The following is a 24,467-nucleotide window of genomic DNA, read 5'->3' as shown; positions in this document are numbered from 1 at the left end:
TGGTTACTACCCGGCCATATGATTGTTGCCGGAACTGCATCATCAATCCTCGTGTCCCTGCCATTACGCGTTGCAAACCCAGAACAACCCGCTCCAACGCGCGGCTACCGGGCGCCTGGCCCATCAACGAACTGACCTGGCCGCGAGTTCGTAACCTGACCTTTTTCAACTACAGCAACCCCATTGACCAGTACATAGTCGAAGCCGCGGCTAAAATTATGTGGATCGGAGTAGGTTGCCAGATCCTGTACCTGGTCCGGGTCAAACAGAACCAGGTCTGCGACGAAGCCGGTACGAATCAGACCGCGATCCTGCATCTGAAATGCCTGAGCGGGCAACGACGTCATTCTGCGGATCGCGTCCGGCAATGACAGCACATTCCGCTCTCTGACGAATTCAGCCAGTACTCTCGCATTCGTGCCGTAAGAGCGTGGATGCGGTATGCCTTCCCCAAACTCCCTTACCCCTCCATCACTGGCGACAGCCGTATTGGGGTAACGAAAAATAGTGTCGACATCGTCCTTGCTCATGAAGTGATAGACCATTTGCGCACCGTTTGTGCGACCGAGTCGGGCCGAATCGGCCATCATCTGCAGAATCAGTTCCATCTCGCTTGCTATTGTCGCTGGCCGCTCGAGGTCTACGTTAATCTCGCTAATCGTGAGGCCATTCACGGCCGGATTCGGTGGGTAACTGGCTACCGTGGCAAACGAAAAGTCGGGATAGCCACTGTCGGTGCGCATTACCTCCATCTCTTCAAGTATGCGCCGGTAAGTCTCCGAATCATCCAGTCTGGCCAGCAGGTCGTCAGCGCTACCAGCGGTAGCCCAGGATGGCAACATCACAGCGAGACTCGTGCTTGCCCGCTCATAAGGGTAGGCGTCGACCGTAACTTCTATGCCGTCGGCGCGAAATTCTTCGATCAAGCCAATAGTCTCGTTGATCCTGCCCCAACGTATCGGGCCTTTGATCTTCAGGTGCGAGATCTGCACCGGAATGTCGGCTTCACGCCCGATTGTCACCGCTTCTTCGATTGACTCGTTCAAGCGCGGGCCTTGATCACGTATATGCGTCGAGTAGATACCACCGAACCTTGAGGAAACCTTCGCCAGACTAATGACTTCATCGGTGCTCGCAAAAGTGCCGGGTACATACAGCAGACCAGTTGACAGTCCGACTGCGCCGTCAATCATTGCCTGCTCCGCGAGGCGCTCCATCTGCAACATTTCCGCTTGTGTGGGCGCGCGATTCTCACGGCCCATCACTGCCGTCCGGACAGAGTTGTGACCTACCAGGGTCGCAATATTGATTGCGGGACCAACAATCGACTGTCGCCAGGACGGGAGATCAACCGTAGAGCTACCGCAATTACCTGTAACGACGGTTGTAACGCCGTCCAGAATAAAATTGTCAGCCCGTGGATTATCGGTAATTCCCGATTCGATATGTGTATGCACATCGATAAAGCCAGGTGCCAGTACACGGGATTTCGCATCGATCGTCTGTTGCGCATTGACGTCCAGATTCCGGCCGATCTGCACGATTACCCCGTCGTCAATCGCCACACTCCCGCGATACCAGGGATTGCCGCTGCCATCGACGATACGGGCATTCTCGATCACGAGATCAACGTCTGTCGCCGCCATGGCGGAACCGGAGAAAGCAAGAACAGCAGTTGCGGCCAGTAACGTCGTACGCATAAACCAGTACCTCAAGAAACTTCAGGAGTTGTTGTGTCCGGTTCGAATCGTCGATTCCAACCGGTAAGAGCGGAAAACAGAATAACCGTCAAGATAGCCCAGGCGTAAGGATTCAGCAGGGCGATAGAAATTTCGGGAGCGAATATGGAATAACTATTGGCCGCTTCAACAATCGCGGCGTGCCAAACCATCACCGCAATGTGCCAGGGCAACATATAAAAGACGGAACACACCGCGCAGTCCATCAGGTTCGCTTTGCGCGCTGCTGACAGACGAAAGCGAGATCCCAGCGGCTTGACGATACTGGGGCCGACAATGAGTAGAGCCGGTGCATTCGAGCAAATTGGAACCGAGATTGCGACGGTAATGCCGACAATTGCCAGCTCAGCTTGCCTGACTGTCTTGACAACAGATCTTTGCAGAAAGCCGAGGAATCGGGACATTATGCCGCTGTCTACAACGACCTGGGTTAACGCCAGCAGCAAGAGGACAAACACGATGGCGTTTTGCGTTGCGCCCAGACCATCTTGAATTAAGCCGGTGGACTGCCCTCGCGCTTCCGGAATGTGCAGCAGTTGCGTGAACGCCAGATTACCGATCAACACTCCGGCCAATACGGATGCGCCAATACCGTAGATCAATGATTCGACCAAGTGGCGGCCGGTCAGTGCGCTGATGACGACCACAGCCAGACCAGCGAGCATCATGAGCCCTTTCGGCTCTGCAACAACGTCAGTGCCAACAGTGGCTGCTTCGCCAGCGGATTGCCCCATCAGGTACAAGGCAGTAGCGGCGATGACCGCTGCGCTCATTGCGAGTGGAAACCGACTGCGCACCACATCGTCAATTCTTGCACCTTGCGTTAAAGCGGAGACAATTGTACTGTCAGAGATCGGCGCCAAATTGTCGCCGAAGACCCCGCCAGCCAGGATCGCCAGAGCGAGTGCCACAGGATCCGCACCGAGAAACACACCCGCTGGATACAAGACTGGCGCCAGCGCCAGTGCTGTCCCCGTCGACGTTCCGGTGCCAACCGCGAAGACCATTGAAGCCACAAACGCGAGCACCACAAACAGGGCAGAGCCGACCTCGAACGTCGTGCCGAGCCACAGTATGCCGTCGACCAAACCACCCGCAACCATGATCTTGCCAAGTACACCTGCAAACAACCAGGCAATGATGATGGTCACACCACCCCTGTCCGATAGGCCATTGAGTGCGGAGTTGCAGTACTTCGATTTGTTTTTTGCAAAGAAGAGACCAACCACAATTCCGAGCCAGGCGAACACCCAGAATTCAGCGGTGCCTCCCTTTTCGGCCAGTGAAATCCAGGTCAGTCCTCCGATCAGGACGAGGATGGGTACCAGAGCTGTGAGGCTTCCACCGTGGAAGTGGAGTCTGTCGTCCTGCGATTCAGTCGACACGTAATTTGCTCGTGCGCATTTCAAACATTTGCTGGCCTGAAGGTCATTGTTGCGGCAGCGTGCAAAAGTACTGCAGGAGCCAGTTCATCTCCAATGCGAAAGCCTGATTAACGCATGTGTGATTCACATAGCAAGAGAGTTCTGCTGGTCAGTATAATTCTGGTATCGATCATCCGATCTACACGAGGCCCTTCGCAGATCGTGTTCGCACCGCAATAGTTTTCTCGCTCCAGCTTGACTTCTTTCTTGTGCTAGTTATGCGAAAAAAGCATACACGGATGCACATTCGGCTTTGGAAGCTGACAGGTTTTAAAACTAGTTTGATTCGAACCAAATTGGTATCGCGTCTCTATTGCGAGGACGGCATGGCAACGAAACGAATCGATACAAGAAAAGTCGAGACAGCCATTTCAGTTTGTTCCTGTCAAATTCTCTCTCGAGCAACAGTCTGATGCACCTAACTCGTGCGACAGAATGTCCAAGCGCACCCAAGCGATGCGGCGACGGTCTCTTCTCTCGCAAATTAACCGTGAAAAAGTCGACCGTTGAGCTGGCACATACTTTGCGCGTCTCCTTAACGAAAGTCGCAGGCCGGCTATGCCGGTAATACTGCGTTTACCAATGAGGCTACAAACGTGAACAGACAACAACCTTCCGGTTCAAGACCTCCGGCAGCAACCATGCGTCTCCGACACGTTGAAATATTTGAGGCAGTATTGCACGCGGGTACGCTCACTGGTGCCGCTAATATGCTCAACATATCGCAGCCAGCTGCCACGAAGCGCCTGCAGCAGGCGGAGCAACAACTAGGTTTCGCACTGTTTGACCGGGTGAGGGGCGGTCTTCAACTGACGTCCAAAGGTGAGGTCCTGCAAGACCAGATTGAGCGGATATCAGGCGAGGTTCGCGATCTTCAGCGGCTGGCGTCCAATCTCAAGGCTTCGGAAAGCTGTGGGTTGAAGATCGTTAGTACGCCAGGTCTGGCGTTAGCCACTGTTCCAAAGGCGGTTACTCGACTGCAACGTGTGATGCCGACTGCCGGTATCGAACTTGGTACGCAGCACTCTGAGGAAATGCTGGAGTCGATTCTGCTTCGAGCTTCGGATATCGGTTTGACGTTGCAGAAACCTGATCATCCGGGGATTCGCTCCGAAGTTCTGTGCCAGGGGTCCATGATGGTCATTGCGCCGTCCGGATGGTGGTCGGATTGCGAACTCAGTCAGCCAGTTCCAATAGAGGACCTCGCAGCGCGACGTATAGTGGGCATTGCTCCCGGCGATAAGCTGGGTGGGCAGTTGCAATCTCATCTCGATAGCCTTTCGCCGCAGCCGACAGTCTCGATTCTCGTTCAGACATATCAAATGGCACGATCACTTGTGGCGAAGGGGCATGGCCTCGCACTGGTCGATCCTTTTACGGCGATTGGTGACGGCGACGATACAATTCAGGCCCGGCCGGCTGCGCCTGACATTCCAGTATCGTTGTATGCCGTGTATCGCGACGAATGCGAGTTGAATTCCGTACAGAAGCGCTTTCTCGAATGCGCAAGTGAAGTGTCAAGCGCGATGATGGCGGTACTTGAAATGCCAATGCTCTATAACAAAGCGAGCATCGATCCGTTGTCGTCGCCTGCGTACGGCGGAAGTCACAGTCTTGCCTGCACGAGTGGGGAGTGTCCCTGCAACAGCGCGGTCGAGATGAAAAACGCATTCAGAGCAGATCGGCAGGGAATAACTTGAGGTTATGCTCACGCCCCATTTATTCATTGTTTGTGCATGAACTCGCTACCTATTATCGAAAGCCATTACAGATAGCACATTGTTCAGGAGGGAGCGGCACGTGTCACAGTCGATAGTCTTGGGAACCAATCTAATCTGCCAGTGGCGCGGCATGACTGTAGAAAACGTGCTGGCAACAGTTTGATGAATTCCAGAGTAATCGACACTGAATCGACAGAGGTAAGTGGCGCGGCCTGGTCAGCGGGGCTTTCGGCAGAGATCGGCAAGGCCGTACTCGGCCAGTTATTGGTGATTGAGCGGCTGCAAATTGCTCTCCTCACTGGAGGTCACGTTCTGCTTGAGGGAATGCCTGGTCTGGCGAAGACACTATTAGTAAAGTCTTTGGCGCAGGCGTTAGGCGTTTCGTTCGAACGCATTCAATTCACGCCTGATCTATTGCCGAGTGACGTGGTTGGCACAATGGTCTATTCGCCTGGTGAGGGTCATTTCGCGCCGCACCATGGACCTGTGTTTGCAAACCTGGTTCTGGCCGATGAGATAAACCGGGCTCCTGCCAAAGTGCAGAGTGCGCTGCTGGAAGCGATGCAGGAGCGTCAGGTAACAATCGGTGGCACGACGTATCCGTTGCCTGAACCATTCCTTGTCATGGCCACGCAGAATCCGCTGGAACAAGAAGGAACTTATCCGTTGCCCGAGGCGCAGTTGGACCGGTTCCTGTTCAAACTGCTGCTGGATTATCCAACGGCTGACGAGGAACTGCAGATGCTGGAACGCTGGGGTCAGGTGTCGTCGACACCTAAGGTGTCAGCGGTAGTCTCCGGCTCCGAGTTGATTCAGTTGCGCAAGACTGTCGATGCAGTCCACATGGCGGACACTGTACAGGCTTACCTGGTCGAGCTTGTACGGGCAACGCGTGAGTTGGCGGCTGGCGATGCTGTGGATAGCAGCATGTCGCACAAGCCCCTGGCCTACGGTGGTTCGCCGCGCGCTTGCCTCGGCTTGTATCAGGCCAGCAAGGCGCTGGCCTGGCTGAGAGATCACGAGTACGTAACGCCAGCGCTGGTACAGGAGGTTTTTGCCGATGTAATGCGTCATCGCATTGGACTGACATATGAAGCTGAGTCACTTGGTCTTACACCGGACCAGATTCTGGCAGGTATCGTCAAGGAAACACCGCTGCCTGAGCGCTCCGTTGCTGGCAGTCTCAGGTAAGGGCGGAAGCCGGCAAATGAACGGAACGATCTCGCGGGACGGCAAGCCGCTACCAGCGGCGCCGACAGCCCTTATTCGTCGGCTCGAATGGAGGGCGCGGCATGCGGTGAACACGAGTCTCAGTGGCAACTACCGGTCCGCATTCAAAGGACGCGGCATGGAATTCGACCAGGTCGTCAAGTATCAGTGGGGTGACGATCTTCGCGATATCGATTGGAAAGTCACAGCAAGACTCGGCGAGCCATATCGCAAGAAATTTGTTGAAGAGCGCGACTTATCTGTAGTGCTGATTTTTGAAGATTCTCCTGCATTGCAGTTTGGCTCTGCGGGGCGCACTCGCCGCGATACGCTGTTGGAAGCAGCAGCGCTTCTGATGATGCTTAGTTCCGTAAACCGCGATCGGGTGATGTTGCTGTACGGGTCACCTGAAGGTTATTGGATTCAGCGGGCACTGCCGGGTCGTCGTGGCATCCTGCGGTTGGTCGCGCAGTTGCTGGGCCAGGAACCACCACCCCTGGATGGGCCGGCCGTCTGCACGTTGCCCTGGACACTCGTTCGCAAGGCTGCAGCACGCGGCAGTGTACTACTGTGGCTGGGGCCGTTTGCGCAATCACCGATGCCTGAGCCATGGCAAGAGTTGCAACAGCGTTACCAGACTGTCGGCGTGCGAGCGGACGATCCCTGGGATACTGAACTGCCCGCAGCCGGCCGGCTCTCGGCGTATGACCCACTTGCCGGTCGGCTGGTATCCATTAATACCTCCTCAGCCTCTGAAAGAGCTGCTCATGCCCGCTGGCGAGAGAGGAGAGACGCGCATTTTACCCGTCTGTTTCCCCGTTCCGATGAGCGTCTGACAATCTGCGGGACCGACGATCCGCTGCAGGAACTGATCACCTACTTTCGTCGCCACGGTCACCGTGGCGTATATACCTGAGTCTTGGGTTCATGACCGAAATCGCCGGTTGGAGATTCGACGATCCTGCCTGGCTCGCGTTGCTGCTTCTGCTGCCATTGGTCGCCTTGCTCCGACGGCGAAAAGGTGTTCCGGCGATCGTAGTGCCGGAAGCGCAGAACTGGCACGTGCCGAGGGTGACACCACTGCCATGGTGGCCAATTGCCTGTGCCTATCTGGGACTGACAATGTTGATTGTCGGACTGGCGCGACCGCAGGTCCTCACGATGCCAGAAGATCAGAATATGCGCGGCTATGACTTCATCATCGCGATCGATCTGTCGACCAGCATGTATGCGGAAGACTTTCAACGGGGCGCTACCGTTACCAATCGATTGCAGGCTGTGAAGCCGATCATATCGGCCTTCATAAACGAGCGCCCCAGCGATCGTATCGGTGTCGTTGTGTTTGCAGGCCGTGCGTACACTTTCGCACCGCTCACATTTGATCACGACTGGCTACGAAAACAAACCGCCAGACTATCGATCGGTCTGATCGAGGATGGCACGGCCATCGGCGATGCAATTGCTGTCTCGCTAACCCGGCTTCGCGAGGGCTGGAAAGATGACGGCGAACTGCGGGAAGGTTCGTTTATCGTGCTGCTCACGGATGGATCAAGCAACAAAGGATCGATCGATCCACGACAGGCCGCCGGACTGGCCGCCGCGGACTCGGTCGCGATCTATACCATTGGTGCCGGTGCCGAAGGCATGGTAACGACACCAATATTCGACTATGCCGGCAATCGCATAGGCACAGAACAGCGCGAATCCCGAATCGATACATTGTTACTGGACGATATTGCCTCGTCGACCGGCGGACTGTTCTTTCGCGCGACCGATGAGAACGCCATCAAGGAGGCCTTCGAAAGCATCGATCAGGCAGAGAAAACCACCTTCGATGCGGCCCCCCCGCTGGTTAGTCACGAATTGTTCGTCCTGTTCGCGCTAGTCGGGACGGCAACTTTCGCGGCTGCCGCATACGGCGCAGGTATTCACACACAAGTCGGCGAGCGGGCCTGACCTGCTGCATTCACGAGATAAAATGAGGAGTAAGCAATGAAGATAGCAAGACGCAAAGCGTTAATAGGGATGGGTGCCGCAGCCGCTGCACTGCCGCTGACGGGCAGAGCACAGTTATCTTCGTCAGGAAAAAGTATGGCGACCCGGCCGGTACGCATCGCCTGTATGCGCTTCTCACATGAAACAGTGACGTTCCTGCCCTACGACACAACAACGGATGATTTCATTTATGAAGGCTCACCTGCGCGTGGTGAGGCACTACTGTCTTCCTCGCCTCGAGGTTATATGGGCGGGTTCGTGACAGTGGCGAGAGAGCACGCGAACGTTGAGCTCGTTGGTATTGAGTCACCACTTGGCTCCAAGCGCGGATCCGGATCAGGTTGGATTACCAAAGAAGCTTTCGAGCATTTTCTGGACAGAATGGTTGCTGACCTGAAGGCTCAGGCACCATTCGATGGTGCCTATTTGTCGCTGCATGGGGCTATGGGTGTTCGTGGCATACCTAAGCCCGAGTCAATCATCGCTCGCAGAATTCGTGAAGCTATCGGCCCGGATGCGTTTATCGTCGGCACGTTTGACCCTCATGGTAATGAGGATGAAGAGTTTCTGCGGTATGCGAATCTAGCTTTTACCATCAAATACTACCCGCATTATGACGGCTACCTGCAAGGCGAGCGTGCCGCGCGCACCTTAATCCGCAGCATCCGTGGCGACTACGTACCAACGACCGCAACGCGAAAACCGCCGATCATTACGCCGTCAGTACTGCAATGGACAGGAAATTCGCCGTGGATGGACCTGGTACAACGGGCGCTGGTCTGGGAAGCCCGCGAAACCGACGTGTACGTGAATTTCTACTACGGCTTCGCCTTTGCCGACGTTGTGGACGCAGGCATGACCTTCCAGGTAATGACCAACGGTGATCCAGAGCTGGCCAATCACATTGCCGATGACATGGCGCAAACTGCCTGGCGATTACGCGAGGAGCTCTATTACGGCACAGAGGTGCACAGCATCGCAGACGGTATCGGCATGGCCAAAGAAGCGATCACCGCGGGTGCAGTGCCGGTCGTCCTGGCTGATCACAGCGACCGTTCGGGTGCGGCGATCTGGCTGCTGGACCAGGTGATAAAGCAGAAGCTAAGTAACACGCTCATCGGTACAGTGGCCGACGAGGAAACCATAGAGACGTTGCGCAAACGCGGCGTGAAACCCGGCGATCCGTTCGACATGATGGTTGGTGGCAAACTGGATGTCTCAGCGGGAGATCCTGTTCGGGTTGTCGGTACGGTGCATACCGTAAGCGGGGGTATCGGGTCGCGTAACGGTCGAACAGGAGCAGCAGGAGCGCAGTTGTGGGTCAGTGTGAAATTCGGCGATGGCAACGTACTCGTGATCAGTCCGTACCTCCATCAGGTTACGAATCCGGAATCGTTCCTGGATATCGGCCTCAACCCGGATGACTTCAGTGTCATAGCGATCAAGTCGCGAGTGCATTTTCGCCGCGGCTTTGATGACAATGGCTACGCAAAAACCATACTTCTCGTCGAGCCTGACCAACCGTTCCTCGGAACAATTCGTCTTGAGGCACTCGAGTACGAGCATCTCAAACTAGATCAGTTCTACCCGTTCGGAGAGGACGTTACCTACCCATAGTCTGAGGGCACTGCCGTGGTGCACAGTCTGGTGTGCCACGGCGTTCCCATGCTCGTCCGATCAGGGGCCGTCGCTGGCGTACAACGGTAGCAATGCAATGTGTCGAACCCAACCCTGATCTCGACCGTGCTCTACTTGCTGCCAGCCAAGAAAATCACGGCCTGTTCGAATGACGATGTTACCTGGTTGAACAGGGATTGTTTCTTCCTCGGGAACAAGGTCAGTTGGAGCAGGACTGAGGTTCACAGACTGAACAGCGATAGCTGCAGTCGGCTTATTCAGGCTGCCATAAGCTTTCCAGCTCATGACTGCAACGCCAAGAATTACAACTCCAGTCATACCGATGCCGCAACCCGCCAGCAGTATCTGGCGTCTACGGGTCGGGCGGTACAATGTAATGACCACAAGGCTGAGTCCGGCCGCAAGCATGAGACTGGCCAGCAATGCGACACGTTGCCATACCGCGGGCGATGCCAACACCGGCAAGCGCTGGACACTGGACCCTGACAGCAAGCGGTGCAGTACCGGGTCTGCTGTTTCAACTTGCAGCAAGATATTTCGCAGATTGTTTCGAACTACGCGCGATCCTGGCTGCTGGACAAATGCGGCCGTTGCGTGCCCGAGCGCATTGCCCGGATCACCTGCCTGCATTGCAGCGATAGCGATATTGTAATGGGCAGCCCAGTCGTTCCATGCCGAAGTCAGCGCTTGTTGTGCGGCGTAAGCTGTGGTTTCCTGGTTGACGGCAGGCGTTGCTTTCGTAGGTTCGCTGTTGTCGGTTGACCCTTCTGCAGATCCGGCAAGCGAAAGCGCTGGCACAGAGACAATGAAAATCACAACAACCAAGGTAACCGGCAGCCAGTGACTAATGCGGTTCGGGTACCAATGAGTCCGTGGCGGTAATCGGACTGCGGTAGCTGCCAGCGTTGCGCGATCGATCCAGTTCGACGGTGTGCGCTGTTCGGCAGCGAAGACGGATCGCTCGGTCGTACACCAGAGGTCACACCATTGTTGCGCAAGGCCCGTTTCCGTATTGCAGGCTCGAAGAGCATCAGCAAGCTGGTCGCAGGTCGGAGCCGCGTCACCAACGTTCCAGGTACGGGCCGCCGCTCGCAACCAGGCATGCAGATGTACGGGCGCTGGCCCTGTCCGGCATCGCCGCACTCTCGCCAGTAAGTGCTTCAGTTCTCTGAGGCCAGCCCGACGGAGGCGGTCAGGGTCTTCGCTGAGTGCACGTTTCCAGGCGCAGCCAGCCCATACAGCACCTGTCAACAGCAAGGGCAACAACACGAACCAGGCCGGGTGAAATGACCAGGGCAGCACTGCGTTCGTGCCGACCGGAAGAAGCATCGGTGCTGCGGCTGCTGCGCAGGTATTTGGTGTTGCCAACACAGCCAGCACTACACCGAGTCGTCGACACATTGAGTTGACTCTCCTGCGAGTCAGGCAATCCGGAAAACGGTACCGTATGGTGCGTTGCAGAGTCATTACCAGTCGAATTTATTCTGATTTTCAAGGACGGTTCCATCCGTCAATAATTGGTGCACGCGACCGGGCGAATCCTTGCGGGCAATTTCCTCGAGGCGCTTACGCGAAAAGGCGAGAATGGGATCGTTGTCGTTTCGCCCATTCGCGGACTCTCTAAGAGTTGCGGTGCGGGTACTCTGCGGAGCGGGACGTTTTCCGCGTTCTCCAGTTGGCGCATTGTCGGCTGACAGGTCTCCGAGAGCCGCGTCGGTCTTGGCCGCAGCGCCTCTGCCAAATGAATCTTCGGCAGTTTGCTGGCTGCTCTGCCCGGTGACTACCGGTGTCTCGTCCTCCTCGTCCACGTTCTCATCGCGGTCCCTCTTCGCGCTTTCTTCCGCGGCCGCTTCTTCGACAACAGCCAGCATGCTGTTCAGCTGCGATCGGTAATAAGGCCAATCCGCTATGCCGGTATCAATGCCTTCACCAATTACCGTCGCTTCGATGGCATCGCGAATAGCACCAGCCTCGATAGTTTCGCCGGTGCGCTGAGTATCCTGACCATAGCGAATTGACTCTTCTACCAGGAGCCGGAGATCGAATGCATCGTAATCAAACTCAGCAAGGTGCTCGGCAATTACCCGAACCCGTTCGACCGGATTACTGTCGAACACGGCACGAACGTCGAAGTTAGCTTCTGAATCAAAATGGGCCTGCGGCTCGTTCGCGGTTGCGAGCAGCAACACCGCGACCATTATCGTTGCTTCGGACTGATACTTCCGCAGTGGTGAGGTACCGCGTTGGTGAGTCTTGCTGTCAAACTTGGGGCGAACCTGCCGCGAAGTCGGACGTGAACTGAATTGTTTCCACAAACTAAGCAAACCAAGCAAGAGTGCAGGAAAAAGAAACCACTGGAAGCGTTCAACAAGCACAATGCCCCGGCCGGTGGCGGTGCCTCCCGGGCTGCCGGCAATGACTGTTTCTGATAGCAGCAATTGCAGGTCTTCGACCTGTCCCAGAGCATTCCCGTTGCGATAGAGGCCACGAGTACGCTTTGCCAGCTCCTGAAGGTTGTCCGGCATTAGCCGGGAGTGGACCGGGTTACCGTCAAGATCGATCAGGTAGCCGCCCCATTCGTCAGGAATAAATCCACCGTCGTCCGAACCTATACCAATAGCCACCACATGAATGCGACGCTCTGCCAGATCAGGGAGACGGGATTCCCATCCGGTCGTGCTGCTCTCGCCGTCGCTCAGTACGAACAGGTACCGGTCCTGATCGGCGGCATCGCTGAAACCGTCAATTGCAGCATCGAGCATCCCCGCATAATTCGATCCGCCTTGCGGCATGTAGTCCGGATTGAGGCTGGGTATGAACTGTTCAATGATCTGATAATCGGGGCTCAGAGGAACCTGAACGAATGCCGTACCAGAGAAAACGATCAATCCGACGTTCTCACCGCGCAGGTTGTCGAGTAACTGTCCGGTAATACGTTTGGACAACTCAAGCCGGGACGGCGAAACGTCTTCGGTGAGCATGCTCCGTGACAAGTCCAGCGCGATCAAGACTTCGCGGGTCTGTTTGAAGGATTGTTCGGGGTGTGCGCCCCACTGCGGGCGGCTCGCTGCCACTATCGAAAGAGAGACTGCCACCAGAACGAGCGTCGTTGAGTGTACGCGTGACGGTCGGGCGTAACGTACGCTTCGGCCGGCAATAGTGACGTGCAGTAGACCAGGCCAATAACCGGTGGCCTGTTGGCTGCGAGCTTGTCGCATGCGTAATGCTGCCGCAAGCGGCAGAATCAAGCCGAGGAGTATCCATGGATGACCCCAGCCCATCAGGTCACGACCTCACTCAAAACGCACGACCCCAGATCCAGAACAACGAAACGATGCAGACAGCACCGGAACCACCGTATAGCAGTCCAAAGCGATAAAAACGGGTGTCGCGGAGCCAGAAAGCAAACGGCAGGAAAACAGCAACAATAGCCAACTGACCCAGCTCCACACCGATATTGAATCCGACCAATGTGCGCACTATCGGGGCCGCTCCAGCGATCGACTCACCCAGAAAATTGGCGAAACCGAATCCATGTAACAAGCCGAACCCGCTAGCGAGCCATGCATTGCGGACCCCGGTCGTTCTTGGCAAGAAATTGTGCAGAGCTGCAAGCAGTACAGATACTGCTATTGCAATCTCAACAAACCGGGGTGGCAAGCTGACGAGCTTCATTGCTGCAAGTGACAGCGTCAGCGAGTGAGTGATTGTAAATGCGGAAACGACGATCACGACCTGTTTTAGCAAACGCCCGAAATTCGACACACTCTCACGGCCGGCGTCGGTTCGGTGAAACACGGCAGGAATCAGGAGCACTAGCAGAAAAAGAATGTGATCGTAGCCTTGCCAGATATGCAGCATTCCGTTCACGATGGATCTGCCAAGCTCACTGCGTTCTGCTTCGGCTCGGCTGAAAGACGCAGTGCCGCCGCCCGCCGGAAGTACGGTGTCCAGGGACGCAGCACCAGCGAACCGAAGTCGCAGACGGTAACTGTCGCCCCTTAGCGTATTGTTGATACCGATGTGCTGCACATCCTGTGCTGCCGTTGCACTAAAGTGCGAGAGAATTGAAGGCATGCCGTTGAACGAACCGTAGGCCAGCTCGTCGAATTGCAGATCGACTTCGCTGCCGTTGGCAAAAATGAACACATGATTGCGCAGGTGATCCTCGATGTCAGGGCGCCTGTTTCGTATCTCATCCCAGGTAACCTCGCCATCCAGATCGGTATCAAGCTCCAGCGGGCTATTAAGATTGTCGAGTTCGACAGACAGTTCGCCAGCGATACGGTGTTGGTCAACCGTCAGCTCCAGAACGGATGCGTTGCCGGCTTGCGCGCAGGCCAGGCTCGGGAGTAGCAGGCTGACAAGACAGGACAATAGCCTGTACTGCCGGGTACGGCGCGTGAAGATCATGTCGATGCACGTTGCGCGCAGACGTAAAGCATCTCGCGCAGTATGCAAGAGTTGATAAAACAGGCCGTTCACGCAGCGCTTGTTCTCACGACTAAAGATACGCCGCTCCTTCTTAAAAGCTATCGCATGGACTCCGTACGAATAGGCACATGCGCAATCGCAGTTAGCCACCAAGCATATCGCTCTCCCTGACGCCGAAGCCAATGCTATTCCGCAAGCAAACTATTCCATTATTGAATAGCGAAGCGGTTCTTGTGCCTTGCAGCGAGCTGTTACTTGATCGCGCAAGTTGTCGTTATTGCGGCGACCGTGCCCGCCGACCGTAGAAAAACAACGACATGAGACGATGGTGGGACTGCGTGCAAAGAAATTGCGTTGTACTTGTCGCATAGATACAACGCGGGCTGCAAATTGATGTGTTATCTCAACCATATATCAAGACAAGAGATATTGGCTGCGTTACTCCAAACCGGCATAACGTCACGTTATGCACCCCCACTACCTTTTCATTGTTGGTTGTCGTTCTTGCCAAGTAAGGTCGGTTGCAGATCGTGGGGGAGTAGAAAACGCAGGGAGACTGGAGTGTTTAACAAGAGAATTCGTAAGAGCGCCGCCTGTTCAGGGTCCAATAGTCGTAGATGCTGCGGCTATACAATAAGTTGGCTGGGGCTCGTATTGACTGCGGGTATGGGCGCTGTCCATGCGCAGGAGACATCGGACAGCTCAGATTCAGATGCCAGCATGGAAGAGATCATGGTCACAGGCTCGCGCGTAGCGCGCAGCGGCTATGAAACGCAAACACCGGTAACAGTAATCAATCAGGAAACCATCGAGTCAGCAGCGCCGACCAATCTCGCTGACTTTGTGAACGAACTTCCAGGCGTTGTCGGAAGCAGCATGCCGTCAACATCGAACCGCAGTCAGAGTAGCGGTACTGCTGGCGTCAACTCCGTTAATCTGCGTGCACTTGGTAATACGCGTACTTTGGTGTTGCTGGATGGGAGACGGTCGGTTGGGTCGCTCTCTAACGGGACAGTCGATATCAACACCTTTCCACAGGCTTTGGTCAAAAGTGTTGAAGTCGTCACTGGTGGTGCGTCAGCGACATACGGTTCGGATGCGGTGTCAGGCGTTGTGAATTTCATTCTGGACCACGACTACACTGGTCTGAAAGTCGATTTCAACGCAGGCGAGACTTCACGCGGTGATGATGAAACGCAGAGTGCAACCATTGGTTATGGCGCATCGTTCGCCAATGACCGCGGCCATCTGCTTCTGAACGGCGAAGTAACCCGCCGCGAAGGGATTTACGGTGTGCCGCGCGACTGGAATAACGACGGCTGGTACCTCGTTAACAATCCGGACTATGTGCCAGGCAATGGGCTGCCGGAGCGACTGGTTGTTGGCAATGCCGGGCAAAGCGTAATGACGCCGGGTGGGATAATCACGAATACCGCACTGCGTGGAACCTACTTCGGCGTTAACAGTACTGTTAATCAGTTCGCGTACGGTAATACCCGGGATCCATGGACTATTGGTGGAGATTGGCAGTTAGGTCAGTCGAACAATACGGTGTCGCTGATTCCGGAGGATGACCGTGACGGCGTATTCGCACACCTCACTTATAACATCACTGACAGCATCGAGGCTTTCGCCGAAGCTTCGTACAACAAAAGTCATGCCTACGGCTGGGGTGGCTCTTTCTACGATAAGGGCAACGTCCGGATTCAGGGCGACAATGCGTTTATCCCCGAAACCGTTCAGCAACGTATGACCGATCTTGGCATTACCGAGTTTACTCTTGGCACCAGCAACGGTGATCTGCCAAATCGCTTCAATGACATGGAACGTGAAGTGACCCGATACGTCGTGGGCCTGAACGGTTCATTCAGTGCTCTCGGTCGAGACTGGAGTTGGGATACGTACTATCAGAAAGGCTTTACCGAAGCACGTGAAAGCGTATTCGCGACCAATCTGGCGAACCTCGGCATGGCTACGGATGCTGTGCTCGATCCGGGTACCGGCGAAATCGTTTGCCGATCGACGCTTACGGATCCTGGCAACGGCTGCATTCCATTCAATCGAATGGGTATCGGCGTGAATACGCCGGAGGCGGTTGATTACGTGACTGGCTGGCCGACACGTTTGCAGCGCTTTGATCAGGAAGTGCTGGCACTCAACTTCACGACTGACGTCAAAGGTTGGGTGGACCCGATCGGACTCGCCTTCGGTCTTGAATACCGAACTGAAGAAATCTCGGGTTCGGTTGAGGAGCAGTATCAGTCCGGTTGGCGGGTCGGCAATTACCTGCCAACCTTTGGTGAGTATGATGTGTTTGAGGGGTATGTCGAAGCGCTGGTACCGCTGCCTGCCAATCTCGAACTCAGCACTGCCGTGCGAGCTACGGATTACAGTACATCGGGTTCAGTGACAACGTGGAAGGTGGGGCTCAACTGGTCAGTGACCGATGATGTGCGTCTGCGCCTCACCAAGTCACGCGATATTCGAGCGCCCGGCCTTTCGGAACTCTTTGAGGCGGGCCGTCGGCGTACCAATACACTGCAGGTACCTAACCCGGCGGACCCCGGCAATCCCACCAACGTCCAGTTTACTGAGAATGTAACCGGTAACCCGAACCTGCAGCCTGAAGAAGCCGACAGTCTGGGCCTTGGGCTGGTCTGGCGCCCATCATTTGTTGAAGGGCTGGGCTTGTCAGTGGATTACTACCAGATTGACATCAATGACGCGATCGGTGAGTTGGGTGCGCAACAGATTGTTGATCGCTGTTTCGAGGGTGACGACGTTTACTGTCAGGCAATTGACTTTGGCGTGGGCAACACCGGGTCGACAGTTATTACCGAGTTGCGTAACGGACCGTTCAACTTCGTTACAGAAACCGCTGAGGGCATCGATCTGGAGATGAGCTACTTGTTCCCAATGACAGGGCTGCCTGGTGACGTAACGCTGTCGGCACTGGCGACACATTATCTCGAATACAAGACCGACGACGGCATCAACCCGGCGACCGATGATGCCGGCGAGAACGCTGGCAGCGGTCCGCCCGATTGGTTGTACCGTATATCTGCTACGTACAACACGGATCAGTTTACTGTTGGCCTGACCGGACGAGGTGTCAGCGATGGTGTCTACAATAACTCCAATATCGAATGTCTGACGGGTTGTCCCGTGTCGACATCCGTGAATCGTACTGTAAACAACAATCAGATTGATGGTGCGTTCTATACAGACCTCTATATGTCACACACGCTGATGAGCGGGGATACTGAAACCCAGTTGTTCTTCAAGGTAACGAATCTGTTCGACCGGGATCCGCCAATCGTTGTCAATGGTCCATCCGACAGTAGTCAGGTCGAGCCATACACCAATGAAGCCCTTTACGACACCCGCGGTCGTGCGTTCAAGTTGGGCGTTCGGTTCAGGTGGTAAGAACGGCCGGCTGTGCTGTTCCAGCACAGCCGGCAATTTCCAGTGCGGTCTTGAGCCCCAAAACTTCATTGGCCTCGTATGCTGATTAGTTGGCGCGAAGTAAGGTTGAACAGTCCAGTATGCAAGGAGAGCTCCGATGAGCAGGTTTCTCAATACAACTGCTAGAATTGCCAGAGCTATTGCCGGTACGGCCATTCTGGCGTCGTCGTCGACCACATTGGCGCAATCAGTATCGCTCGACATCCTGATACTCGATGGCTGGGTAGTCGACGGTGGTGGTAACCCTAAAGTTCGCGCTGATGTTGGCATACGGGGCGATGAGATCGTGGCTGTCGGCCGGTTGCGAGGTACCGACGCAAAGCGCACCATCGAAGCTCGTGGCAAGTACGTTGTTCCCGGCTTCATCGACATCCATTCGCACTCCGACCGGGGTTTGAAGGCGGATGACATCAATCTTCGGCGTGCGCCCAACCTGGTCGCGCAGGGCATTACGACAGTCGTCGGTGGTGCCGACGGTCGTAGCGGCTGGCCTATCTCCGAGGAAATTGCCACATTGCGGGATCCCGGAATTCCGATGAACTTCGTCCCTATGGTTGGTCATGGCACGGTGCGTTCGATCGTGATGAAGGACGATTTCCGGCGGGTTGCGACACCACAGGAAGTGGCTCAGATGGAGCGACTGGTGCAGGCCGGTATGAACGACGGCGCGTGGGGAATCGGAGCCGGGCCGGAATACTCGCCGGGGCTGTTCAGCAACACAGAGGAGTTGATAGCGCTGGCAAAAGTTGTCGCACCCTACGACGGATTTTATTTCTCGCATCAGCGGAGCCAGTCGCCGATTCCGCTATGGCAACTCCCCAGCATGAATGAAAGTGACTTGCCGGCAATGGCCCAAGGCAAGTCTTTAACCGGCACCGACGGCATGATGGAGACTATTCGCATCGGACGCGAGTCCGGCATACGGGTGGTCGGCACGCACATCAAGGCCAAGGGGGAAGACACCTGGGGACACTCGGCAGTCGACATCAATATGATAGATCGCGCCCGGGCCGAAGGAGTCCAGGTGTTTCTCGACCAGTACCCCTACAATACGTTTGGTGGCGGCCCGAACGACGTTTTGCCCGACTGGGCCTATGCGCCACCGGGCACAAATCCGATGAGTCTGGTCGGACATCGTCTCGATATTGATCCTGCGGCAGCGAAAGCGAACCTGCAAAAGAACCTGGCAGACCCCGCAACCAGACAAAGGATCATTGCCGATACGGAATACACAATGGCGATGCAGGGCGGTGCGCGTCGGCACATCATTGTGGCCGCAGAAGACCCGTCATTGGTGGGCAAGACGCTGGCCGCGGTTGCTGCAACCAACGAGAACTCGGTTGTACAGCAGCTGATCGACTTCGCGCTTGCGGCGGACACCATCGCACCGTCTGGCGTTCTCTTCCGTCCCCTCGCAGGCGATGAATTCGATGTGGTGAACTACATGCAGCAGGAGTACACGGCGACGTCGACCGATGCTGGAATATCCTTGACGCCACGGCCTGGTCAGCATCCCCGCTATTTCGGTGCGTTTCCTCGCAAGATCGGGCACTTCGCGCGCGACGAAGGTGTTATCAGCTTGCCGTTTGCCATTCGTGCGTCGACATCATTGCCAGCACAGATCATCGGCCTTCCCGATAGAGGCTATATCCGGGCGGGGCAGAAAGCCGATATCGTGATTTTTGACTACGAGCAGATCGCAGATACCGCCACCGTTGAGAATCCGACTGGCGCAAGCCGCGGCATCGAAAACGTGATCGTCAATGGCAAATTCACTTTTGATCAAGGCAGACCGACAGGGGCGTTACCGGGTATTGTTCTAAACCGAAAAGATGTACGCGGCCGTTAGTTGATCAGCCCAGAGTCGTTTGAACGGGATCCGGTGCGGCCGCATCGCCAGCGCGAAGCAGTGCACGCACGTATGTAAATACAGGCGAGGTACAAAGCAGAGTTGCGCCCAAGGGCTAATGCCAGGCCTTTCTGCTCGTTTCTACTTTGTAGAGTATGTAGTCGCGTAATTGCTTCGCCTTTTCGTGCTTGATATACGGCACTTTCACGCTGCCCGATGCCAAATACATCTGCAAAGTGGCCAATTGCTTTCGCCGCTGATACCGGGACTGGCTTACCGTGACGCGTTGCACCTTGCGAAAGAGCAGGCTTACCGTTCTGTAACCCAGCAACCCGGAGCGCCGAATAATCTCCTCATCGTCATGAACGTAGCCGGCGCGTTTCCAGTTTTGGTAAGCCGCGGCGGCAACGATCGGCAGCCACAACAGGAAAAACAACGCCAGAGAGCCAAGTGGCTTCATCAATACGACGGTAGCCAACAATGCTGGCAGCAAACCAGCGAACAGTATTTTGGAGCGGACGCTATAGGGAGATATTGCGACGAATCCGCTACTGGCTGGATTCAGCGATAAACGGCCTCCGTCCGGTGCCAGGAATCGGCTATGCAGTGCGTCGCCGATTTCCGCGGTAATGACCGGTACCTCGAAAGCCTTCCGTCGCCCCTTGCGCGCGCTGATCGCCTGATGTGCAGTCAACTGAAAGCGTTTCATCAGCCGCAGCGCAACGCCCTGTTGGAGGCGCAGCGTTTGAATCTTGCCCAGATCCATCGAGTGCTCATACGCGGTCAACAAGCCGGCATGCGAGCGTAACGTTTTTCCCTGCAGCAAAAGTCGAAAATTGTTGTAGCGCAGAAACGCGGCTGCGATGGATACCACAATGAATAAGAAAACGACGGTGAAGAAAACCGCTACAGCAATGGAAATTCCGCTGATGCCATCGAGTTCAACCCCGTTGACCGCAGCGATATCAACAAGCGTTGCCAAATAGCGCTCAATATGGTCGTCGATGCGTTCTATGAACGGTCCGATGACCGCAAACACAATCAAAGCACGACGATCGGCCAGGCCAATACGAAGCATGTCTCGCCAGTCAAATCTCACGAGTTCGTCGGTTCTGGTTTCGCTTTGCTTATCTTCGCCTTCGCCATTCGTAATGTGAGCTGGTGACGGAGCTTCCAGGCGGGCCCGCAAGGAGTCGGCAAAGCGCTGCGTTACAGCGGGCAAATTACCTTCATTGCCAGTTGATCCGGCTGTGTCGAAATTGACAGTGACCAGCCCGAGGAGGCGGTAGATCAGGCCCTGCTCTGTGTTTATCCCTTGCAGGCGGTCGAACTTGATGTCCAGTTGTTTCTTCTTGAAAACACCGTGACGGATCAGAACGGAATCGGCGCTGATCCGGAAGCGAAAGAACCAGTAACTGAGCAATGCCGCGGCGGAAATAAATACACTGAAACCGATGCTGGCGAAGATCAACTTGTTAACAATGTTCCCCTCGTAGGCGACGAGCAGGGCTACCAAGGGAGCCAGTGATTGCCAGGCATTTTTTGCGATGAGGCGAAAAATCCTGCCGAAGAAAAACAGAATTGCGAAAGGCGATGTGCGCCGCCACCTGCCTGAATCAGTTGTGCTCAATAGCGCTGCCTGCCTTCTTGAGGATAAAAGCCCGCAGCTTTTCGGCGACGTCTTTGCAGAGACCGCCAATCTTTAAATCACCACCCGAGCCGCCCGCTGTGAACAACTGCAAGGTGGCAAGGCCGAAACGTCGTTCAAGCGGTGTGCTGCTGGTTTCAACGTGTTGAACCCTGTTGAACGGTATCGCCGTAACTGAATGCCAGATTACGCCCTTGCGAAACAGGATGTCCTTGTCGCGCAGTACGTAGCCGCAACGTTTCACCGCGATGCCCGGCCAGGTCATCGAGAAAACAGCGGCAATGAAGAGGGCGAGGTACAGAATCCCGACCGGTACCCAGGGAACGTGCAGCGCCAGACTTAATACCGCCATGGCGATCGCTATTGTCACGAGAATGGCTGCCGAAGCCACGTGTATGACCAACGCATAGCGGGGATGGAGCGCTTGCCATTCAACCGCATCGGTACCGGGCAACTCTTCCAGCGGTATGCCAGGATTCTGAAACATGGTTGCTCCGGTGTTCGGGAATGCGGCATTATACGGTAGCAGCGCTGGCCGGACCCGGGAAACGGCTACTGCCGGCTCGCCGTCGAAATCCCTGTATACGCGTTCGTCGTTTTTCGCCAGACAGTAGTCAGGAAAGGTGTGTCGATCATGGACTCCGGTTTGTTCCAGCCACCTTTCCCCTCGCCGATCTCCGGCAGGACACTAGGTAGTTTCCACGGCTTCCTCGGTTCAGGTTTGCCGCCTAAGCTGACGCAAGAATCCAGTATGAGGTTCGTGTATCTCCACCGCTGTAGCAACGATTGACCTGCCAAATAAGAAAAAGGACCCCAGCAGACAGCCGTTACCCACTGCCACAAACAATCCGCAGTCTCCGCCGCCGCGTGAACCGCTCACATTTTGCAGCGTTGTTCGTGGTGCTATGGACCAACCATTGCGCATAGAAGGGCGATATCATGGAAAGCTATAAGCAAACGTTCAGCATCAAGCGACTATGGATCATCCTGACCATCGGCATGGTGGTCATGTTCGGCATTCTGCTCTTGCTTGGAGCGGAGATATACCAGAAAGCACCGCCCATCCCGAACGTCGTTAAATCAACGTCCGGCGAAGTCCTGTATACCCGTGACGATATCGAAACCGGACAGAATGTCTGGCAATCCATTGGCGGCATGGAGCAGGGTTCAATCTGGGGGCATGGCAGCTACGTTGCGCCCGACTGGAGTGCAGACTGGCTGCACCGTGAAGCACAAGCGCTGCTAACGCTGCTGCAGCAAACTCCTTTTGCAGGGCTTTCGCCGGCGGAAGATCTGGCATTGCACAAAGCGGCTTTGCAAGAGGAGATGCGTGAGAACACATACGACCCCGCAACCGGGGTCATCACAGTCAGCGATAAGCGCGCTCGGGCCATTCGACAGGTTGAGGCACATTTTTCCAGGCTCTACCAGGGAAGCGACGCTGAGTCGCTGGCGCTGCGCCGCGATTACGCGTTTCCCATTCATGGGTTGTTGACCGACTCGGAAGCGAAGCAACTGTCGGCCTTCTATTTCTGGACGGCATGGGGCGCGACAACCAACCGTCCCGGCGAAGACTTCACCTACACCAGCAATTGGCCGCATGAACCGCTGGTTGGCAACAAGCCGACCACCGACATTTTGATGTGGAGTCTTGCATCCATCATCCTGCTGCTTGCCGCTGCAGGTGCACTCATCGCCTATTACGCCAAGCAATTTGATATCTGGCGGCAGGAAATAATACCGGAGGACGGTATTGCGCAGTCCGACATCCTGGACAGCACGGTTATCACTCCTTCAATGCGGGCGACGTCAAAATATTTCTGGGTCGTCTGCGCAATGTTCCTATGTCAGATTATGCTCGGCATCATTACCGCGCACTATGCAGTCGAAGGGCAGGGGCTTTATGGACTGCCATTTGCGGAATACCTGCCGTACTCCGTAACGCGTACCTGGCACACTCAGCTCGCAGTGCTCTGGATCGCGACGGCCTGGCTGGCAACGGGTTTGTACGTCGCGCCCATGATTAGTGGCCGCGACCCCAAGTTTCAGCGCTTCGGAGTGAACTTTCTCTTTATCAGCCTGCTGATCATCGTTATCGGTTCGTTTGCGGGCCAATGGGCAGCGGTGCACCGCTTCTTCAACGATCTGACGTTGAACTTCTGGTTTGGACATCAGGGTTATGAATACGTTGACCTTGGCCGCTTCTGGCAGATTTACCTGACCATTGGTTTGTTTCTCTGGGTTGCCCTGGTGGTTCGGGGGATGTTGCCGGTACTGAAGAAAAAAGGTGGCAAGTCGCTGATCTATCTCGTGCTCGTATCGGCAATCGCCATAGGCCTGCTGTATGCGGCGGGTCTGATGTGGGGGCAGAACACCCATATCGCGATCATGGAGTACTGGCGCTGGTGGGTAGTCCACCTGTGGGTTGAGGGAATCTTCGAAGTATTTGCCACGGCGATCATCTCGCTGCTGTTCGTGCGCATGGGTATCCTGCGTACATCCACGGCAACCGTGATGGTGTTGTTTGCGACGATCATCTTTCTGTTCGGTGGCGTCCTCGGGACGTTCCATCACTTGTACTTCAGTGGCACGCCAACGTCGGTGATTGCGGTTGGTGCAATGATCTCCGCGCTTGAAGTCGTTCCGTTGCTGGTGGTCGGCTTTGAAGCCTATACCCGATACAAAGTCGAACACGAGGCGGTCTGGGAACGTAACTACCACTGGCCATTCATGTTCTTCGCCGCTGTCCTGTTCTGGAATTTAGTTGGCGCGGGCCTGTTCGGCTTCCTTATCAATCCGCCAATCGCGTTGTACTACATGCAAGGGCTCAACCTGACTGCCAATCACGGTCACGCCGCGCTGTTTGGTGTCTACGGCATGCTTGGACTCGGACTGACCCTCTACTGTTTGCGTGGTCTCACTAATACGGCCCTGTGGAATGAGAAGCTGATCAAGACAGCATTCTGGTCACTGAATATTGGCCTGGCGATGATGACGTTCCTGTCGCTGTTGCCACAGGGCGTGATCCAGACTTACATCAGCATCGACAAAGGCTACTATTTCGCCCGCTCTGCCGAGTTGATTCACAGCCCGATAATGGAGGCGCTGGTCTGGGCACGGGTGCCGGGGGACATTGTGTTCAGTGTTGGCGTATTTGCCTTCGCGTGGTTTGTTTATCGCGCGTATGTGCCCGGCCGGCCGCAAAGAGCTGGCGTTAGAGCGGCACCAAACCCGGAGGCATGAGGTGTCAGGTCAATTTGAAAAGATGGATCTGATACCGTTTCATGCCGAATCGCTACTCGGAAACCGGTAGACTGAACCTTTATTCGCTATCGGATGATCGTC

Annotated in this window: 15 protein-coding genes; 8 read left to right on the top strand and 7 right to left on the bottom strand. The window is 55.5% G+C overall.

Annotated features, from left to right (window positions below; translation table 11 throughout):
* Positions 1–104: 104 nt before the first annotated feature.
* Positions 105–1,700 carry an N-acyl-D-amino-acid deacylase family protein gene (locus tag BA177_RS17570; protein ID WP_082990235.1) on the bottom strand — a complete coding sequence of 532 codons (1,596 nt, stop codon included), beginning with the start codon at positions 1,698–1,700 and terminating at the stop codon, positions 105–107.
* An 11-nt stretch (positions 1,701–1,711) separates the two neighbouring features.
* Positions 1,712–3,124, bottom strand: coding sequence for a Na+/H+ antiporter NhaC family protein (locus BA177_RS17565; RefSeq protein WP_068618390.1), 1,413 nt, complete (start codon positions 3,122–3,124; stop codon positions 1,712–1,714).
* 680 nt (positions 3,125–3,804) lie between these two features.
* Here BA177_RS17565 and BA177_RS17560 point away from each other — a divergent pair.
* From BA177_RS17560 to BA177_RS17540, 5 genes are all read left to right on the top strand, one after another.
* The gene (locus tag BA177_RS17560) at positions 3,805–4,863 is read left to right on the top strand and encodes a LysR family transcriptional regulator (protein ID WP_082990234.1); all 1,059 of its coding nucleotides are present in this window, start codon (positions 3,805–3,807) and stop codon (positions 4,861–4,863) included.
* A 183-nt stretch (positions 4,864–5,046) separates the two neighbouring features.
* Positions 5,047–6,075 (top strand): AAA family ATPase, encoded by a 1,029-nt coding sequence (locus BA177_RS17555; RefSeq protein WP_068618386.1) that lies wholly within the window; start codon positions 5,047–5,049, stop codon positions 6,073–6,075.
* A gap of 16 nt (positions 6,076–6,091) precedes the next feature.
* Positions 6,092–7,009, top strand: coding sequence for a DUF58 domain-containing protein (locus BA177_RS17550; protein ID WP_068618385.1), 918 nt, complete (start codon positions 6,092–6,094; stop codon positions 7,007–7,009).
* A gap of 11 nt (positions 7,010–7,020) precedes the next feature.
* Entirely contained in the window at positions 7,021–8,049 is a 1,029-nt protein-coding gene (locus BA177_RS17545; protein ID WP_197493226.1) for a VWA domain-containing protein, read from the top strand.
* 135 nt (positions 8,050–8,184) lie between these two features.
* Entirely contained in the window at positions 8,185–9,705 is a 1,521-nt protein-coding gene (locus tag BA177_RS17540; protein WP_068619617.1) for a M81 family metallopeptidase, read from the top strand.
* 60 nt (positions 9,706–9,765) lie between these two features.
* Here the strand turns inward: BA177_RS17540 and BA177_RS17535 are convergent, their stop codons facing one another.
* The 3 genes from BA177_RS17535 to BA177_RS17525 form a co-directional block, all read right to left on the bottom strand.
* Positions 9,766–11,127: a tetratricopeptide repeat protein gene (locus tag BA177_RS17535; RefSeq protein ID WP_068618382.1), complete on the bottom strand. Its 1,362-nt coding sequence runs from the start codon at positions 11,125–11,127 to the stop codon at positions 9,766–9,768.
* A 65-nt stretch (positions 11,128–11,192) separates the two neighbouring features.
* Complete coding sequence (locus BA177_RS17530; protein ID WP_197493225.1) at positions 11,193–12,944, bottom strand: VWA domain-containing protein; 1,752 nt, start codon at positions 12,942–12,944, stop codon at positions 11,193–11,195.
* A gap of 79 nt (positions 12,945–13,023) precedes the next feature.
* Positions 13,024–14,139, bottom strand: coding sequence for a HupE/UreJ family protein (locus BA177_RS17525; protein WP_068619614.1), 1,116 nt, complete (start codon positions 14,137–14,139; stop codon positions 13,024–13,026).
* Between the two features lie 687 nt (positions 14,140–14,826).
* Here BA177_RS17525 and BA177_RS17520 point away from each other — a divergent pair.
* Positions 14,827–17,586 (top strand): TonB-dependent receptor domain-containing protein, encoded by a 2,760-nt coding sequence (locus BA177_RS17520; protein WP_068618379.1) that lies wholly within the window; start codon positions 14,827–14,829, stop codon positions 17,584–17,586.
* A 136-nt stretch (positions 17,587–17,722) separates the two neighbouring features.
* Positions 17,723–19,474 carry an N-acyl-D-amino-acid deacylase family protein gene (locus BA177_RS17515; protein WP_082990231.1) on the top strand — a complete coding sequence of 584 codons (1,752 nt, stop codon included), beginning with the start codon at positions 17,723–17,725 and terminating at the stop codon, positions 19,472–19,474.
* A 115-nt stretch (positions 19,475–19,589) separates the two neighbouring features.
* Here the strand turns inward: BA177_RS17515 and BA177_RS17510 are convergent, their stop codons facing one another.
* Together BA177_RS17510 and BA177_RS17505 are read right to left on the bottom strand one after the other, a co-directional pair.
* Entirely contained in the window at positions 19,590–20,990 is a 1,401-nt protein-coding gene (locus tag BA177_RS17510; protein WP_197493224.1) for a PH domain-containing protein, read from the bottom strand.
* Positions 20,991–21,090: 100 nt separating this feature from the next.
* Entirely contained in the window at positions 21,091–21,609 is a 519-nt protein-coding gene (locus tag BA177_RS17505) for a PH domain-containing protein (RefSeq protein ID WP_068618373.1), read from the bottom strand.
* Positions 21,610–22,061: 452 nt separating this feature from the next.
* On the opposite strand from BA177_RS17505, the gene BA177_RS17500 reads away from it, so the two are divergent.
* Positions 22,062–24,365 carry a nitric-oxide reductase large subunit gene (locus BA177_RS17500; RefSeq protein WP_068618371.1) on the top strand — a complete coding sequence of 768 codons (2,304 nt, stop codon included), beginning with the start codon at positions 22,062–22,064 and terminating at the stop codon, positions 24,363–24,365.
* Positions 24,366–24,467: the final 102 nt, after the last annotated feature.

Origin of the sequence: Woeseia oceani, from assembly GCF_001677435.1 — a bacterium.
GTDB lineage: Bacteria > Pseudomonadota > Gammaproteobacteria > Steroidobacterales > Woeseiaceae > Woeseia > Woeseia oceani.
Note: the sequence above shows the minus strand (reverse complement) of the source record. Positions and strands in the feature narration are given on the sequence as shown.

Excerpts from the sequence above, each read along its gene's own strand:
- BA177_RS17570 (WP_082990235.1), bottom strand. The coding sequence starts at position 1,700 with ATGCGTACGACGTTACTGGCCGCAACTGCTGTTCTTGCTTTCTCCGGT.
- BA177_RS17560 (WP_082990234.1), top strand. The coding sequence starts at position 3,805 with ATGCGTCTCCGACACGTTGAAATATTTGAGGCAGTATTGCACGCGGGT.
- BA177_RS17555 (WP_068618386.1), top strand. The coding sequence starts at position 5,047 with ATGAATTCCAGAGTAATCGACACTGAATCGACAGAGGTAAGTGGCGCG.
- BA177_RS17550 (WP_068618385.1), top strand. The coding sequence starts at position 6,092 with ATGAACGGAACGATCTCGCGGGACGGCAAGCCGCTACCAGCGGCGCCG.
- BA177_RS17545 (WP_197493226.1), top strand. The coding sequence starts at position 7,021 with ATGACCGAAATCGCCGGTTGGAGATTCGACGATCCTGCCTGGCTCGCG.
- BA177_RS17540 (WP_068619617.1), top strand. The coding sequence starts at position 8,185 with ATGGCGACCCGGCCGGTACGCATCGCCTGTATGCGCTTCTCACATGAA.
- BA177_RS17535 (WP_068618382.1), bottom strand. The coding sequence starts at position 11,127 with ATGTGTCGACGACTCGGTGTAGTGCTGGCTGTGTTGGCAACACCAAAT.
- BA177_RS17530 (WP_197493225.1), bottom strand. The coding sequence starts at position 12,944 with ATGCGACAAGCTCGCAGCCAACAGGCCACCGGTTATTGGCCTGGTCTA.
- BA177_RS17525 (WP_068619614.1), bottom strand. The coding sequence starts at position 14,139 with ATGATCTTCACGCGCCGTACCCGGCAGTACAGGCTATTGTCCTGTCTT.
- BA177_RS17520 (WP_068618379.1), top strand. The coding sequence starts at position 14,827 with ATGGGCGCTGTCCATGCGCAGGAGACATCGGACAGCTCAGATTCAGAT.
- BA177_RS17515 (WP_082990231.1), top strand. The coding sequence starts at position 17,723 with ATGAGCAGGTTTCTCAATACAACTGCTAGAATTGCCAGAGCTATTGCC.
- BA177_RS17505 (WP_068618373.1), bottom strand. The coding sequence starts at position 21,609 with ATGTTTCAGAATCCTGGCATACCGCTGGAAGAGTTGCCCGGTACCGAT.
- BA177_RS17500 (WP_068618371.1), top strand. The coding sequence starts at position 22,062 with ATGGAAAGCTATAAGCAAACGTTCAGCATCAAGCGACTATGGATCATC.